The following is a 15,803-nucleotide window of genomic DNA, read 5'->3' as shown; positions in this document are numbered from 1 at the left end:
AAAGGAGCAGATTGATTTATGAAGAAGAAAGCAGTATCCATGATTCTCTGTATGACAATGGCCTTATCTCTGGCCGCATGCGGGAGCCAGAGCGCTTCAGGCCAGGCGGACTCCTCTGCCGACGCGCAGACTCAGACAGATACCGGGGAAGATACCCAGGCAGACGCCGGAGCGGATGATACGGCAGATACAGCCGGAAGCGGTACAGGGGCCGCGGATGCGGCCGGAAGTGAGACAGAAGCTTCAGGCAGCACAGCTGTGTCAGACGAGACAGGAAGCAATATTCTGATTGCGTACTTTACGGTGCCGGAGACTGACGGAACGGACGCGGTATCGGGAGCAAGCCGTGTGGTGGCAGATGGACAGGTGTTTGGAAATACGGAGTATGTGGCGCAGCTGATTCAGCAGGAGACAGGCGGCGATCTGTTTGCGATTGAGACTGTTCAGGAGTATCCAGGAAGCCATGATCCCCTTCTGGAGTTTGCCTACAATGAGAAAGCAGACAATGCAAGGCCGGAGCTGGCCACGCAGATAGAAAATCTGGATGATTATGATACGATTTTCCTGGGCTATCCCAACTGGAACGCAGACTTGCCGATGCCTCTTTACACCTTCCTGGAGTCTTATGATTTCAGTGGGAAGACCATTGTTCCCTTCTGTACCAGCGCCAGCGATTCCATCGACAACAGCCTTCATATTTTTGAGGAGCTGGCTCCGGACGCAGAACTTGCGGAGGGATTGACGGCAAACAACAAGGAGGAAATTGAGCCCTGGCTTGCCGGCCTTGGATTCTGATGAAGGTGCTTTTGCCAACTTAATATGAGAAATTAAGAAAATAAGAGATAAGAAAACACAGGAAAGCTTTAAAAAGAGTATCCGAAAGCCCGGAAGAGGATTTGCGGATACTCTTTTTTAAGCGGGCAGTTAAGAATTTGTTTCGAAAAAATTTAATCTTTCTATTCGGTTCCGTTAGCTTTTACGGGTACTATCAGTGAGACAGGAAAAAATCAGAGGTCAAAGGAGAGAGCAATATGGAGCTGTTAAAGGCGTTATTATTTGGAATTGTGGAAGGACTTACGGAGTGGCTGCCCATCAGCAGCACCGGACATATGATTCTTCTGAATGAATTTGTCAGTCTGAATGAGTCTGCGGATTTCGTCAGTGTGTTTCTGGTGGCTGTCCAGCTGGTGGCTGTCCTGGCGGTCGCAGTGCTGTACTGGAAAAAGCTTTTTCCCTTACGGACCGGAGCGGGCGGAAAGCCTGTGCTGGAAAAAAAGATATTGATTCTGTGGGGAAAAATCTGCCTGGCCTGTATTCCGGCAGCCATAGTCGGAGTCCTGTTTGACAGTGTCTTTGAAGCGCTGTTTTATCATCCGGTTCCGGTGGCCGCTGCGTTGATCGTGTTCGGAATCGCCATGATTGTGATTGAGAGGTGGAACAGAGGAAGAGAGCCGGTGATGAAGACCATCGATGATCTGACGGTTCCGGCTGTGCTGATCATCGGCTGTTTTCAGCTTCTGGCAGCGGTATTTCCCGGGACCTCCCGCTCCGGCGCCACGATCGTGGGAGCTCTGATTCTTGGAGTCTCCCGGAAGGCGGCTTCGGAGTTTACCTTCTATCTGGCAGTGCCGGTTATGTTTGGCGCAAGTTTCTTGAGGATGCTGCAGTATGGATTTCAGTTTACGCAGATGGAGCTTCTGATTCTGCTGGCCGGAATGGCGGCTGCTTTTCTGGTGTCTCTGGCAGTCATCCATGCTCTGCTGGGGTATATCCGGAAGCATGATTTTCAGGTGTTCGGCTGGTACCGGATTGTTCTGGGAGGCCTCATTCTGCTTCTGAACGGGGCCGGTTTGATAAGCAGCCTGTAAGAAGCTGTTTTACAGCTTTTATCGCTTCATTTCTGTGCGAATTAATATTTCAGAAACAAAACAAAAACGATTTGTCAACACAGGGGGCCTATACTGGCATCGTCAAGTGAAAGAAAAACAGCATCGTATTAAGGAGGAAAAAAATGTCAGCTTCAGAAATTGTGGAGACAAATGAGAAAATCGCGGAGAAAGTCGTAGACGGCTATAAGAAAATAGAAGAAGGCGTCGTGGGCGGCTACAAGATAATCGAGGATGGAGCGGTAAACGGCTATAAAAAGATCGAGAAAGGAGCTGTGGACAGCTTCACAAAGGTATCAGATACCTTTATAGACAAATTTTTTACAAAGGAAGGGGAATCCGTAGAGGAAGCCAAAGCCAGACTGGCCAAGTCAAAGGAAGAGAATAAATAAAGAAGAACGGCGGAAAGCTGGAAAGACACCAGGAAGCGCCTGATAAGACGGTGTCTCCTGCTGTCTTGGCGTCAGGGTGGCGGCACGGAAAAAGCTCTTGACAGGACGGCGGGGCTTCATTATAATGAACAATGTTCATATTGAGGTGATGAGATGAATACCGTTGTGACATCAAAGGAAGAAATTCTGAAAACCAGCCGGGAGCTGATCCGGCAGCAGGGGTGGTCCGCAGTCAGTATCCGCTCTGTGGCGGCGGCCTGTGGAGTATCGGTAGGTTCGATATACAATTATTTTGAATCCAAAGCAGATCTGATGGGAGCCGCAGTGGAAAGTGTCTGGTTTGAGATCTTTCACCGGCCGGAGGACAGGGCTGTATTTCAGGATACCCAGGCCTGCATGGCATGGATGTATGAGAGAATGGCATATGGCTGCAGGCAGTATCCGGGTTTTTTCACTCTGCACTCTCTGGGATTTCTGCAGGGAGATAAGGCTGCAGGAAAGCAGCGGATGCAGTGGGCCTGGCGGCATATTCAGGAAGAACTCTGCGCTGTCTTAAGGCAGGACGCCAGGATTCGGCCGGATGCCTTTAGGGAGCAGTTTACAGTGGAAGCGTTTGCGGACGTGCTGTTTTCCCTGATGCTTTCTGCTCTGCTGAAAGAGGATTATGACCCTGCACCTGTGCTGGAGATTATCCGCAGGACTCTTTATTAAAATTTCCATGGATGCGTGGAAATTTTTTTCGCCGAAAAATGAACATTGTTCAGAAAGGGCAGATTTCTGAGAACAGACTCTGCCTTTGTTGAGATTTGCCTTGAAAACAGAAATAAAGGAGAGATAACATATGCAGACAGTAATGGAAACACTTTTTGATACCGTTTATCTGATTTCAGTCATTACGATTGGAATTGTAATGATTCGAAGATGCAAAGGAGAGCGCCAGTTCCGGCTGTTCGGCTGTATGGCGGTGGTGCTGGGAGCAGGAGACGCCTTCCATCTGGTTCCGCGTGCGCTGGCGCTCTGCACGACCGGGCTGGACCATTATACGGCGGCCCTGGGAATCGGAAAGCTGATTACTTCGGTTACCATGACGATTTTCTACGTGCTACTGTATTATGTGTGGCGGCTGCGCTATCAGGTACAGGGACGGAAAGGCCTTACGGCAGCCGTGTACGGACTGGCGGGTCTGCGCATCCTGCTGTGTCTGCTGCCCCAGAATCAGTGGCTCAGCGCGGAAGCGCCCCTTTCCTGGGGCATTTACCGCAATATCCCCTTTGCGCTCCTGGGGCTTTTGGTGATTCTCCTGTTTTACCGCAGCGCAAAGGAACAGAAGGACAGGGCTTTCCGGTGGATGTGGCTGACTATCGTGCTGAGTTTTGGCTTCTACATCCCGGTGGTGCTGTGGGCGGATGCCGTTCCCATGATTGGAATGCTGATGATTCCCAAGACCTGCGCTTATGTGTGGACAGTGCTGATCGGATATTCTGCCATGAAACGGGAATGCGGACAGGAGAAGTAAGCCAGAAATATTTTTTGAAAAGGTGCTTCCGGCACAAAATAGAAAGTAACGGCATGGAGCCTGTTCCTTGGGTATAAGGGACAGGCTCTTTTGGCGCCGTCCTGCTGTCTTTGCGCCGGGGGGCGATTCAGTGTTCTGCATCCGGCTCTTTTGGCTGGGCAGAGTAAAAGGTAGAAAATAAAAAAATAAATGTAACTATTGACATTACAACTGAAATGTGATATTTTAACGGTGTAAGATGTAACAAAAGAAATTACAACAAAAAAGAGGAGGAACTATCATGAAAACAGCAGTTGTTTGTGCAAACGGAAAAGCAGGGAAGCTGATTGTAAAGGAAGCAGTGGAAAGAGGTCTGGATGTGACCGCCATAGTAAGAGGAGAGAACCAGAGCGCGGCTCAGAAGGTGATCCGCAAAGATTTGTTTGATCTGACAGCGGAAGACCTGGAACAGTTCGATGTGGTTGTAGATGCCTTCGGCGCATGGACGAAGGAGACGATCCCGCAGCACTGCACTTCTCTGAAGCATCTCTGTGATATTCTTTCCGGGACAGAGACGAGACTTCTGGTAGTCGGCGGAGCAGGAAGCCTCTATTTGAATCCGGAGCATACAAGCTATTTGATGGACGGGGCAGATTTTCCGGAAGCCTTCAAACCTCTTGCTGCGTCCCAGGCAAAATCCCTGGAGGAGCTCCGGGAGAGAAAGGATGTGCGCTGGACCTACATCAGCCCGGCCGGTGATTTCCAGGCAGAAGGAGAAAGAACCGGCTCCTATATTCTCGGCGGTGAGGAACTGACACTGAATGAGAAGGGCGAGAGCGTCATCAGCTATGCGGACTACGCCATTGCAGTAGTAGATGAGATGACCAGCGGAAACCACATTCAGGAAAGAATCAGCGTGGTAAGAAAATAAAGCTGGCTTGTAAGACAGACCCAAAAAGATGTAAAATAAACAGAAAATAGAAGTAAATCAGAAAACATAAAAGAACAGAAGAAACAGAAAAGAAACAGGGCGGGGCGGTTCCCATCCGGGGAAAGGCAGTCTGCATCGGCTCTGAGAAGCTGGAGGAGGTCTTCCAGGGAGAATCCCTACATGGCAGAAATCTATCCGCAGGAGGAGAGCCGGACGGCGCTGGAGGTGTTCCGCGTGGCAGAGGGAAGCGGCGAATACTTTGATTTATCGGTAACACCCATTTACCGGGACACCTTCACCCTGGGCAGAGAGCAGAAGAAGGAAGACAGAGACCATGGCAATCCAGATATTAAGCAGAGAAAAGAAGAGTAAAAAAGTAGATTTTTCGCAGTTTTTAAACGGCGTGCCTGCGAGAGATTATGTATTTCAGAGCGCACCCTATGAGCAGCAGATCCGGGAAGCGGCACAGCTTCTGGAGAGGGCGGACGCGGTCCTGATCGGAGCCGGAGCAGGGCTTTCGACGGCAGCAGGACTGAACTACGGAGGAAAGCGGTTTACAGACAATTTCCGTGAGTTTATTGAGAAATACGGTTCCGCCTATATGACAGATATGTACAGCGCGGGTTTCTATCCGTTCCCCTCCGAGGAGGCAAAGTGGGGATACTGGTCAAAGCATGCCTGGCTGAACCGGGTAGAGCCTCCTGCCATGCCCCTTTATCAGACGGTTTTTGAGCTTGTGAAGGAAAAGCCGCATTTTGTTCTGACGACCAATGTGGATCACCAGTTCTGGAAAGCAGGGTTTGCGGATGAAAATATTTTTGCTACCCAGGGAGATTACGGGGAGATCCAGTGCGCAAGAGGCTGTCACGATAAGGTCTATGACGGAACCGGACTGTTTCACCGGATGAATCTGACGCGGAAAGACTGCCTGGTTCCCACAGAGCTTGTTCCCCGCTGTCCGGTCTGCGGAGGAAAGATGGCGATGCACCTGCGCTGTGACCAGTATTTTGTGGAGGATGAGCACTGGAATGAAGCGGCGGCCCGCTACGGCGCGTTCTTAAAAGAGCACAAGACAGACAAAGTAGTTCTCCTGGAGCTGGGCGTGGGCTTTAACACGCCGACGATTATCCGTTTTCCGTTTGAACAGATGGTGCGGGAGAACCGGGACTGGGCGCTGATCCGCCTGAATCTGGATGAGGCGGTCGTGCCGGAGAGTTTTGGCAGCCGTGCCGTGGGTATCAACGACGATATTGCCAGAAGCCTGGAGGATATTCGAAGAGAAGCAGGCGGGGTAGAAGAAAAGGAAGGTTTAAGCATAGAAAAGGCGGGTGAAAAGGATGAAGAATAAAACCCAGGAAGAAAGAAGAATCTGGCTGATCCGGCAGCTTCAGAAGGAAATGCCCCAGTACCGGGAGCTTGCGGTTCCGAACGGGGAGAAAGAGCAGTGGAGGCTCTTGCGTTCCCTGTTCAATGTACGGCCGCCCTATCCGGCGTCGGAGGAATTTCTGAGGGTTCAGGACGAATATCTCACGGAAATGATACGGGAGAGAGGCATCGTGGACGGAGAATCGCTGCCCCCAGTCCGAAAAGATGCCAGAATCTCCCTCTGGCAGGGAGATATCACAAGACTTCACTGCGACGCCATCGTAAATGCGGCCAACAGCGCCCTTCTCGGGTGCTGGCAGCCCTGCCATTCCTGCATCGATAACATCATTCACTCACTTTCTGGCGTCCAGCTCCGGATAAAGTGCAATGAACTGATGGAAGCCCAGGGACATGAGGAAGAGACCGGAAAGGCAAAGATAACGCCTGCCTACAATCTTCCCTGCAAATACGTGCTGCATACGGTTGGGCCGATCATCTCGGGGCCTCTGCAGAAGAGTGACTGCGATCTCCTGGCACGCTGTTATCAATCATGCCTGGAACTGGCTGTGGAGAATGGCTGCCGGAGCATTGCTTTCTGCTGCATTTCCACCGGAGTATTTCATTTTCCCAATGATAAGGCAGCTGAGATTGCGGTCCGGACGGTGACATCCTTTCTGGATACCCGGAAAGAGGATATTCGGGTGATCTTTAATGTATTTAAGGATGTGGATTTGCACATTTATCAAACACTCCTGGAGGAGCCTGGATGCTGAGAGCGGGTAAAAGAAGATATAAAATTTTAGGTTAATGATTTTACCTAAATGGCTTAATGACAGGATTATGGCGAATCCGCTGAAATCCACCGTGATGGAGGCGTCTAAAGCGATTGCCATCACAACGACGGCGGACTGTTTGACTGTGACCGGGTTCCGCTTTCCCATGAGGAATGCGCCGCCATATTTGAAAAGTCCTATCGGTAAAAATATGCTGGCAGCAGACGTGGATTCAGGTTAGAGAAGAAAATATCAGAAAAAAGGGAAGGCATATGGAAGCCGTATCAGGGTTTCTATATGTCTTTTCTTTCTTACTTACATGCACCGCCAGCCTGCTGTCCGGTCAAGAAACGCAAGGCTCTTATCTACGCCTGGCAGGTATCGGAAAAGACACCTGTAATCGTTGACATTACATCAAAAACCGGTTAAAATGAAGAAAAAACGGGAGGGAGGAAGCCATGCAGATTTCAAGCAGATTTACGATAGCCATACATATGCTGACCTGTATGGAGACATTTAAGGATGAATACAAGGTGACCAGCGAGTTTCTGGCCGCCAGTATCAATGTGAATCCGGTGATTATCCGGAGAATTCTGTCCCAGCTGAAGGAAGCGGGAATCATCGAGGTAAAGCGGGGAACCGGAGGAGCCGCTCCTGCGAAGCCTCTGGAAGAAATCACCTTTCTGGATGTGTACCGGGCTGTGGAATGCATTGAAGAGAATACGCTCTTTCATTTTCATGAGAACCCGAATCCGGACTGCCCTGTGGGCCGGAATATCCATAAAATCCTGGACGGCAGGCTTCTGAAGGTGCAGCAGGCCATGGAGCGGGAGCTGCAGGGAATGACCATGGCCGATGTGATGGCGGATTTGAAGAAAAATATCTGAGAAGCTTGTAAACAGCCGGTCTTTGTTATATAATTGCTACGCGGCAAGGTGCGGCATGCGAAGAAAAGCCGCATGCTGCAGCTGTCTGAAAGAATAACAGGAGTGAATAATCATGGCGAAAGTAAGAACGAGATTTGCGCCGAGCCCCACGGGAAGAATGCATGTGGGAAATTTAAGAACGGCGCTGTATGCATATCTGATTGCAAAGCATGCGGGAGGAGATTTTATTCTCCGTATTGAGGATACCGACCAGGAGCGCTACGTGGAGGGCGCTGTGGACATCATCTACCGCACCCTTCAGGAGGCGGGCCTTCAGCATGACGAGGGCCCGGACAAGGACGGAGGCGTGGGCCCTTATGTGCAGAGCGAGCGGCAGGCTGCGGGAATCTACCTGAAGTATGCCAAAGAGCTGATTGAAAAAGGGGAGGCCTATTACTGCTTCTGTGACAAGGAGCGTCTGGAGTCTCTGAAGACTGAGGTGGCCGGCAAGGAGATCGTCATGTACGACAAGCACTGTCTCCATCTGAGTAAAGAGGAGGTAGAGGAGAAGCTTGCGGCAGGCGTGCCCTATGTCATCCGCCAGAATAATCCGACGACGGGAACGACCACTTTCCATGATGAGATTTACGGGGATATTACCGTGGACAATGCGGAGCTGGACGATATGATTCTGATCAAGTCCGACGGCTATCCCACCTACAATTTCGCCAACGTGGTGGACGACCATCTGATGGGAATTACCCATGTGGTCCGGGGAAATGAGTATCTTTCCTCTTCCCCCAAGTATAACCGGCTTTACGAGGCCTTTGGCTGGGAGGTTCCGGTCTATATCCACTGTCCACTGATCACTGATGAGGAGCACAAAAAGCTTTCCAAGCGCTGCGGCCATTCTTCTTTTGAGGATCTGACTGAACAGGGCTTTCTGCCGGAAGCCATTGTCAATTTCGTGGCCCTTCTGGGATGGAGCCCGGAGGAGGATCGGGAGATCTACAGCCTGGAGGAGCTGGTGAAGGCTTTTGATTACCGCCATATCAGCAAGGCCCCCTCTGTATTCGACTATACAAAGCTGAAATGGATGAATGGCGAGTATATCAAAGCTATGGATTTTGACCGCTTTTATGAGATGGCCCTTCCCTATATTAAGAAGGTTGTTACAAGAGACTGTGATCCGAGAAAGCTGGCGGAGATGGTAAAGACCCGGATCGAGGTCTTTCCGGATATCGAGGGCATGATCGACTGTTTCGAGAAGGTTCCGGAATATGACTGCGCTCTTTATACCCATAAGAAAATGAAGACTACAGAAGATTCTTCTCTGGAAGTTTTAAAAGAGCTGCTTCCGATTCTGGAAAAGCAGGAGGATTACAGCAATGACGCTCTGTATGCCTGTCTTCTGGAGTATGTGAAGGAAAAGGGCTGCAAGAACGGACAGGCGCTCTGGCCCATCCGGATTGCCATGTCAGGAAAGCAGACCACGCCCTGCGGCGCCTCCGAAATGATGGAGGTTCTGGGAAAAGAAGAGTCCCTGAAGCGTCTGCGGGCAGCTATCGAAAAGCTGGAGAATGAAAAAGCATGAGTAATTTGAGCATCCGGGAAGCGTCCAGGGGGGACTCTTCCCGGCTTCTTGAAATCTATCGTCCGTATGTGACGGACACCACGATTACCTTCGAGTATGAGGTCCCTTCCCTGAAAGAATTTACATCCCGCATAGAGAAGATTCAGAAGCGTTATCCCTATCTGGTCTGTGAAAAAGAGGGCCGGATCATCGGTTATGCCTACGGGGATACCTATATGATCCGCCCGGCTTACGACTGGTGCGCGGAGGTGTCGATCTATGTAGACCGGGAAGAGAGAGGAAAAGGCGCGGGGAGAAAGCTGTATGAGGCTCTTTTTGAAGAGCTCCGCCGTATGCACGTGCTGAATCTCTACGCGGTCATTACTTCAGAAAATGAAAAGAGCCTGGAATTCCATGGAAAACTGGGCTTTGAGACCTTTGCGGTCTTTGAAAAGGCGGGGTACAAGCATGGAAAATGGCTGGATGTGACCTGGATGCAGAAGTTTCTGGGGGAGCATAAGGACTGTCCGGAGAGAGTCGTCTGGGCGGAAGAAAGGAATCTGTAAAAAATCTATGAGTCAATTGTCTAGGGTGCAGCAGCAGGCCGTTACTCACAGGGACGGTCCCATGCTGGTTCTGGCCGGACCCGGATCGGGGAAGACTCTCGTTCTGACCTGGCGGGTCCGGTATCTGACAGAGGTCTGTCATATCAATCCCGGAGAAATTCTGGTTATCACCTTTACAAGGGCGGCGGCCCGGGAAATGAAGGAGCGGTATCTCCGCATGACGGGAGACGAAAGCACAAAAGTGTCTTTCGGCACGTTTCACGCGGTCTTTTTTCAGATCCTGAAGCTGGCCTACGGCTACCGTTCGGAAAATATTCTCCGGGAGGAAGAAAAATACCGGTTTCTTAAGGAGGCGGTCTTCCGGCAGAAGCTGGAGCCGGATGATGAGGCGGAGCTGCTGTCCAGCATTGCCTCGGAGATCAGCCGGGTGAAAAATGAAAGGCCGGATCTGCGGACCTATAAGGCTGTATCCTGTGATTCCAAAAGCTTTCTTGCGATTTTCAATGAGTATGACAACCGGCTGCGGCGCAGCGGAAAGATCGACTTTGACGATATGCTGGGTTACTGCTACGAGCTTCTGAAAGAACGTCCGGATATCTTAAAAGCCTGGCAGAGAAAATTCCGGTATATTCTGGTGGATGAATTCCAGGATATCAACCAGCTCCAGTACGATATTGTGCGTATGCTGGCGGCTCCAGAGGACAATCTGTTTATCGTGGGAGATGATGACCAGTCCATCTACCGGTTCCGGGGAGCCCGGCCTCAGATCATGCTCCATTTCGAGGAGGATTATCCGGCGGCAAAGCGGGTGCTGCTTGACACGAACTACCGCTGTACCCGTCCGATTGTGGAAGGAGCAGGCCGGGTGATCGTCCACAATAAAGATCGGTTTTCCAAAGAAATCCACGCCCAGAAGGCGGAAGGACCGGCGATAGTTACACACCTCTTTAAGAATCAGGATGAGGAGTACGAATGTATCCTGGACAAGATCCGAATCTGGCGGGAGCGGGGCGGCTCTTACGGAGATATCGCGGTGCTGTTCCGGACCAACACCCAGCCCCGGAAACTGGTGGAAGAGCTGATTTCCGAAGGGATTCCCTTCCGGATGCGGGACAGCCTGCCGAATCTGTATGACCACTGGATTGTGAAGGATGTGTTCACCTATCTCCATATGGCAAAAGGAAGCCTGAAGCGCAGCGATTTTCTGCAGATCATGAACCGCCCCAAGCGCTATCTGGGGCGGGAGTGTCTAGAGAGCGAAGAGATTTCCTGGGAGGCCCTTCTGACCTGGTATGACGATAAGCCCTGGGTCTGCGAACGGATCGAAAAACTGCGGAAGGATCTGAAGCTGGCCGGGAGGCTTTCGCTTTCCGGGGCCCTCCACTATATCCGCCATATCATCGGCTACGAGGATTACCTGAAAGAGTACGCCCAGTACCGGGGCAGGAATCCGGAAGAACTCCTGGCGGTGCTGGATGAGCTTGCCGAGCTGGCAAAGGGCTTTTCCACGCTGACGGAATGGGAGGAGCATATCACCCGGGTCCGGGAGGAGATGGCGCGCCAGGCAAAGGAGAGAGAAAAAAATTCAGACAGCGTCTCTTTGTCCACCATGCACAGCAGCAAGGGCCTGGAATACCGGATTGTATTTATCATTGATGCCAACGAAGGCGTGACGCCTCACAGGAGGACAGTCTTCGAGGAAGATATGGAGGAGGAGCGCCGGCTGTTCTATGTGGCTATGACCAGGGCAAAGGAACTGCTGTACATCTTTTCCGTAAAGAAGCTGTATGGGAAAAAGGCAGAGAGAAGCCGGTTTGTGGAGGAGCTCCTGGAGGAATAAAAGCCTCCGGGGGCTTCTGTCAGTCTGCTTGACAAACAGGCTGGTTTCCTTTAAAGTTATAATAAACTAACTATAAAGGAGGAAGAATGCGGCTGATGGGAAAGGCCGTGGTGCTGGTGCTCCATGAAATCAACTACGCGGCCTTTTATTCCGGTTATATCTGTGCCTTTGTGGACGGGAAGATTGCCCGGTTCGGCACAGTGGAAGAGGGGGCGGTTCCAGAGACGATTACGATTGAGAGTCTGAACGGAAACGGCGAAAAGACGGAGCTTGAGGTTCCCTATGCTCCCCAGCGCATCGCGATTCTGGACATGGCGTCCCTGGATATTCTGGACAGCCTTGGCCTGGTGGAGAGCGTGCGCTCCAATGCGTCCGTGATCGCGTCCATGTTCGGAAAAGAGGCGGAGATCGAAGAGCTGATGAGCAGCTTTGAGGAAAGAATCCAGAAGCTGGCAGACTTTGCTGACAAAAAGACGGCCATCGTGGGTATGTGTACCAGCGGAAGCTTCAATTGGAAACGAAGCCTCCTTTGAGCTCATTGTGGAGAAGAATCCGGAATATCTGTTTGTGATGGATCGCGACGCGGCCATCGGCACGGACGGAGCCCAGCTGGCGAAGGAAATTGTGGAGAATGAGCTGGTGATGGAGCTGGATGTATATAAGAATGGAAATATCGTATATCTTGCCCACCCGGCTGTATGGTACACGGCAGAGGGCGGAATCCAGGCCCTGGATATCATGCTCCAGGATCTGGAATCCGAGCTCCTCTCCTGAATGAAACAAAAAACGGTATAGGAGCCGGTATAGAGCTCAGGATTTCAGGCGGTAAGTCCTGTTCCGGTTCGTTCCTTCTTTGATAATCAGTTCTTCCGCGGCCATTTGAGAAAGCAGCTTTCTGACGCGCGCGGGGCTGATATCAAGAAGGGCGGCCAGCTCTTTTGTTCCGGCAGAGACGTTTTCTGTCAGATAATTAATCAGGACAGCCTTCTGGATATCCGGATAGACGGCGGCAGAAGACGGAGGCTGATTTACAGCCAGGGAGAGGGTGGTCCTGTCTGGATCGGTATGCTGCATGATGACGGGAGCGGGCCAGCCCTGCCTTTTCCAGATGCGGTAAATGTTTGAAAGACCGCTTCCGGTACGTTCCCCGATATCGATCAGATGGAACATCCGGCAGAGCATGGTATTTCTGGGGTCGGAGATGCCGCCGCTTCTGGCGTCCTCCAGACGAATGCGGAAGCTTCCGGGATTGGAAAAGGTAAGGGAGTCCTGTTCCTTCCGGATTACGATTCCTCCGGTTCCGCAGTAGTCGGCATTGATCAGGCAGTTGGTGAGGGCTTCCCGGAGAGCCTCCTGGACAGAGCTTTTTTCTGCGCTTTCCAGCTCCGGATCTTCTCCGGAAATATCAGAAAGGTCCATAGCGGAGCTCAAAGACTGTATGGCGCAGGCCGGAGCCAGGGCGCGGCACGCCCGGAAATAGAAATCAAACAGGTTTCCGCTCCAGTCTCCGGAGGAGGACACGATGCGCCGGACCTGATGATATTTTTTCTGCCCGCTTTCGCTGACAGTCATGTCCTGGTAATCCAGAAAATAGGACGGAAATTCCCGGACGATTTCATATTCATATCCGAACATGAGGAGTCCGGCGGCAGTCGGATGGAGCTTCCCGTCCCGTCCCTTTCCCAAAGCTCCAAGTTTGTAGAGAAAATCCGGGGTTTCAAGCTCCTGCCAGATATGTTCAGGATGCCGCAGGATCATGCGGGACCGGTAACGGTGGATGCTGTCCGGGTCCAGCGCCTGCGGCTCTGTCTGTTCCAGCACATCCATATCCGGAGATTTTCTGGCGGCCTCCCGGAGCATGGCCTGGACCTCTTCTTTCGTACAGCGGTAATCCCCTTCTCCATTTCTTAAATAGGTGCCGGTAAAGGGATTTCCGTCGATATAGACCGGGCGGTCCTGCCGGCCTGCACGGGGAATCGTGATGGCGATGATGTGGCAGCCTTCTACGATCTCTACGGAGATATTCTGATCGGAAAGAATATTCGCGCTGGCTTTTTCGGGCCGGTTCAGGAGGTCGAGAAATTCCTCGATGAGTCGTCCGGGGTCCGGCAGATCCACCGGATGCAGGGATTTATCCGCTCCTTCCACGACTCCAAGCAGAATGATGCCGCCCAGGGTGTTGGCAAAGGCGGAGTAGGTTTCCCAGATGCTTTTCGGAAGGCCGCCCAGGGCCCGTTTCGCTTCTATACGGTTATTTTCTCTGTATTTCTCAAGGTTGGAAAAGTCTATCATAATACAAGCCTCCTTTCCGGACATGGAATCAATCAGGTTCAGAAAGAAAAAGAGAGAAGCTGCTGCCGGACAGAAATCTGTCTGTCCAGGCAGCCCCCCTCTCTGAAATGGCCTTCCTAGCCTTCTTCTTCGATATCGATGTCCTCTGCAGCCACCATCTCGTCATACTCGGCGGCATCCAGCATCTGATCGAACATATCCGCTACAGCTTCATATTCCTCGTCGTCCTCAATATTGTCCAGGACAGGAGAACCGCTGCTGTTGTCATAACGGTAGAGGTACACCTCTCCGTCCTCGTTTTCGCCGTTCTCATCCAGAGGAAGAAGGGCGATATAGTCACGGCCGTTCACCGGGAAAATCGTAAGAATCGCGCACTCGACAGTTTCATCATTGTCCAGTGTCAGAGTAACGGTAATATTTCCGTCACAGGAATCGCAGTTGCCGCCGCAGGAAGCGGTATCGCATTTGTTATCTGCCATATTTATTCTCCTTTTTGCCAAATTGGTTATCCCTGTTTCCGGGATCATTATTACTCTATCAGAAAAGGCAGGGAAAAGCAAGTAAAAGAGAGATTGCGCAATCTGTGAAATTGTAATAGAATAAAAAAGAACGCGTTTTACAGGAGGAGAAAGAGATGGAATTTCAGTTTTCCAGAAGAGCGGAAAGAATTCAGGAGGGAATCTTTTCGATTCTTGATCATAAAAAGGCAGAGCTTCTTGCTAAGGGACGAAAGGTATATAATTTTTCGGTGGGAACGCCGGATTTCAAGCCTCAACCCCATATTATGCAGGCAGCAGCGGAGGCGGCCATGGACCCGGAAAATTATAAATATGCCCTGTCAGACCGGGACGAACTTCTTTCAGCCATGCAGGCATTTTATCAGAAGCGTTTCGGCGTAGAGCTTGAAAAGGATGAGATCATGTCGCTCTATGGCTCTCAGGAGGGAATGGCCCATATCGCCATTGCGCTCTGTGACCCGGGAGACGTGGTGCTGGTCCCGAATCCGGGTTATCCGGTCTTCTCCCTGGGACCGGAGCTTGTAGGAGCAAAAATCGAGACCTATCCGCTGTACGCGGAGAATAATTTCCTTCCGGATTTTTCGGATATTCCGGAGGAAACCGCGAAAAAAGCCCGGTTTATGATTGTATCATATCCGGCCAATCCCGTATGCTCTGTGGCAGATGACGCTTTTTATGAGAAGCTGATTGCCTTCGCGGAAAAGTATGGTATTATGGTTCTTCATGACAACGCCTATTCGGATATTATCTATGGCGGACGTGAGGGAAAGTCTTTCCTGTCCTATCCGGGGGCAAAGAAAGTGGGGATTGAGTTCTATTCTCTTTCCAAGAGTTATAATATGACCGGCCTTCGCATCTCTTTTGCGGTAGGCAACCGGGCCATCATTCATGAGTTTCAGAAGGTGCGTTCCCAAATCGATTACGGGACCTCGCTTCTGGTACAGAAGGCGGCAGTGGCGGCGTTGACCGGACCACAGGAAGCTGTGAAGGAGCAGTGCCGGGAGTATGAGAGAAGAAACCACGCTCTCTGCGGGGGCCTGCGCTCCATTGGCTGGGAGGTGCCTGACAGCCAGGGAACCATGTTCGTATGGGCTCCCCTGCCGGAGAAGTATAAAAACAGTGAACAGTTTGTGCTGGAGCTGATGGAGAAAACCGGCATGATCGTGACGCCGGGCAGCGCCTTTGGAGACCTGGGAGAGGGCTATGTGCGTATGGCGCTGGTGCATCCGGTTCCGGTTATTGAGGAAGCAGTGGAGAAAATCAGAGAAAGCGGAATTCTGGATTAAGAGGATTTCAGGAAGCCCTA

At 51.3% G+C, this 15,803-nt stretch carries 18 protein-coding genes and 1 pseudogene; 17 read left to right on the top strand and 2 right to left on the bottom strand.

Annotated features, from left to right (window positions below):
• Positions 1-18: 18 nt before the first annotated feature.
• The 16 genes and pseudogenes from B5E82_RS10930 (at position 19) to B5E82_RS18980 (ending at position 12,461) form a co-directional block, all read left to right on the top strand.
• Positions 19-795, top strand: a complete 777-nt coding sequence (locus B5E82_RS10930; RefSeq protein ID WP_242966310.1) for a flavodoxin — start codon at positions 19-21, stop codon at positions 793-795.
• Positions 796-1,031: 236 nt separating this feature from the next.
• Positions 1,032-1,868 (top strand): undecaprenyl-diphosphate phosphatase, encoded by an 837-nt coding sequence (locus B5E82_RS10925; protein ID WP_087307586.1) that lies wholly within the window; start codon positions 1,032-1,034, stop codon positions 1,866-1,868.
• 143 nt (positions 1,869-2,011) lie between these two features.
• A complete protein-coding gene (locus tag B5E82_RS10920; RefSeq protein ID WP_087307585.1) occupies positions 2,012-2,278 on the top strand; it encodes a hypothetical protein in 267 nt (88 codons plus the stop codon).
• A gap of 153 nt (positions 2,279-2,431) precedes the next feature.
• The gene (locus tag B5E82_RS10915; protein WP_087307584.1) at positions 2,432-2,989 is read left to right on the top strand and encodes a TetR/AcrR family transcriptional regulator; all 558 of its coding nucleotides are present in this window, start codon (positions 2,432-2,434) and stop codon (positions 2,987-2,989) included.
• A gap of 130 nt (positions 2,990-3,119) precedes the next feature.
• The gene (locus B5E82_RS10910; protein ID WP_087307583.1) at positions 3,120-3,794 is read left to right on the top strand and encodes a hypothetical protein; all 675 of its coding nucleotides are present in this window, start codon (positions 3,120-3,122) and stop codon (positions 3,792-3,794) included.
• 280 nt (positions 3,795-4,074) lie between these two features.
• Positions 4,075-4,704 (top strand): SDR family oxidoreductase, encoded by a 630-nt coding sequence (locus B5E82_RS10905; protein WP_087307582.1) that lies wholly within the window; start codon positions 4,075-4,077, stop codon positions 4,702-4,704.
• A gap of 180 nt (positions 4,705-4,884) precedes the next feature.
• Positions 4,885-5,076 (top strand): hypothetical protein, encoded by a 192-nt coding sequence (locus B5E82_RS10900; protein WP_087307581.1) that lies wholly within the window; start codon positions 4,885-4,887, stop codon positions 5,074-5,076.
• A complete protein-coding gene (locus B5E82_RS10895) occupies positions 5,051-6,052 on the top strand; it encodes an SIR2 family NAD-dependent protein deacylase (RefSeq protein ID WP_442911309.1) in 1,002 nt (333 codons plus the stop codon). The genes B5E82_RS10900 and B5E82_RS10895 overlap by 26 nt, the downstream gene beginning before the upstream one ends.
• A complete protein-coding gene (locus B5E82_RS10890) occupies positions 6,042-6,842 on the top strand; it encodes a protein-ADP-ribose hydrolase (RefSeq protein WP_087307579.1) in 801 nt (266 codons plus the stop codon). Before B5E82_RS10895 ends, B5E82_RS10890 begins: the two co-directional genes overlap by 11 nt.
• A gap of 67 nt (positions 6,843-6,909) precedes the next feature.
• Positions 6,910-7,083, top strand: coding sequence for a hypothetical protein (locus B5E82_RS18130; protein WP_162610764.1), 174 nt, complete (start codon positions 6,910-6,912; stop codon positions 7,081-7,083).
• Between the two features lie 217 nt (positions 7,084-7,300).
• Positions 7,301-7,729, top strand: coding sequence for an Rrf2 family transcriptional regulator (locus B5E82_RS10880; protein WP_087307577.1), 429 nt, complete (start codon positions 7,301-7,303; stop codon positions 7,727-7,729).
• 112 nt (positions 7,730-7,841) lie between these two features.
• Complete coding sequence (gene gltX / locus B5E82_RS10875) at positions 7,842-9,302, top strand: glutamate--tRNA ligase (protein WP_087307576.1); 1,461 nt, start codon at positions 7,842-7,844, stop codon at positions 9,300-9,302.
• Positions 9,299-9,847: a GNAT family N-acetyltransferase gene (locus B5E82_RS10870; RefSeq protein ID WP_087307575.1), complete on the top strand. Its 549-nt coding sequence runs from the start codon at positions 9,299-9,301 to the stop codon at positions 9,845-9,847. The genes gltX and B5E82_RS10870 overlap by 4 nt, the downstream gene beginning before the upstream one ends.
• A 7-nt stretch (positions 9,848-9,854) precedes the next feature.
• Positions 9,855-11,687 (top strand): ATP-dependent helicase, encoded by a 1,833-nt coding sequence (locus B5E82_RS10865; protein WP_087307574.1) that lies wholly within the window; start codon positions 9,855-9,857, stop codon positions 11,685-11,687.
• Between the two features lie 95 nt (positions 11,688-11,782).
• A pseudogene (locus tag B5E82_RS18860) lies at positions 11,783-11,920 on the top strand (iron ABC transporter ATP-binding protein); the annotation flags it as partial.
• Positions 11,921-12,227: 307 nt separating this feature from the next.
• Positions 12,228-12,461 carry a hypothetical protein gene (locus B5E82_RS18980; protein ID WP_330398338.1) on the top strand — a complete coding sequence of 78 codons (234 nt, stop codon included), beginning with the start codon at positions 12,228-12,230 and terminating at the stop codon, positions 12,459-12,461.
• 36 nt (positions 12,462-12,497) lie between these two features.
• On the opposite strand, the gene B5E82_RS18495 is transcribed toward B5E82_RS18980, so the two are convergent.
• Positions 12,498-13,979, bottom strand: a complete 1,482-nt coding sequence (locus tag B5E82_RS18495; RefSeq protein ID WP_162610763.1) for an RNA-binding domain-containing protein — start codon at positions 13,977-13,979, stop codon at positions 12,498-12,500.
• A gap of 116 nt (positions 13,980-14,095) precedes the next feature.
• Positions 14,096-14,458 carry a DUF1292 domain-containing protein gene (locus tag B5E82_RS10850; protein ID WP_087307572.1) on the bottom strand — a complete coding sequence of 121 codons (363 nt, stop codon included), beginning with the start codon at positions 14,456-14,458 and terminating at the stop codon, positions 14,096-14,098.
• Positions 14,459-14,613: 155 nt separating this feature from the next.
• Here B5E82_RS10850 and B5E82_RS10845 point away from each other — a divergent pair, with 155 nt between their 5' ends.
• Positions 14,614-15,783 (top strand): aminotransferase class I/II-fold pyridoxal phosphate-dependent enzyme, encoded by a 1,170-nt coding sequence (locus B5E82_RS10845; RefSeq protein ID WP_087307571.1) that lies wholly within the window; start codon positions 14,614-14,616, stop codon positions 15,781-15,783.
• Positions 15,784-15,803 lie beyond the last annotated feature (20 nt).

The organism is Lachnoclostridium sp. An138, from assembly GCF_002160765.1.
Classification (GTDB): Bacteria; Bacillota; Clostridia; order Lachnospirales; family Lachnospiraceae; genus Laedolimicola; species Laedolimicola faecalis.
This window is presented reverse-complemented; position numbering and strand designations above follow the sequence as displayed.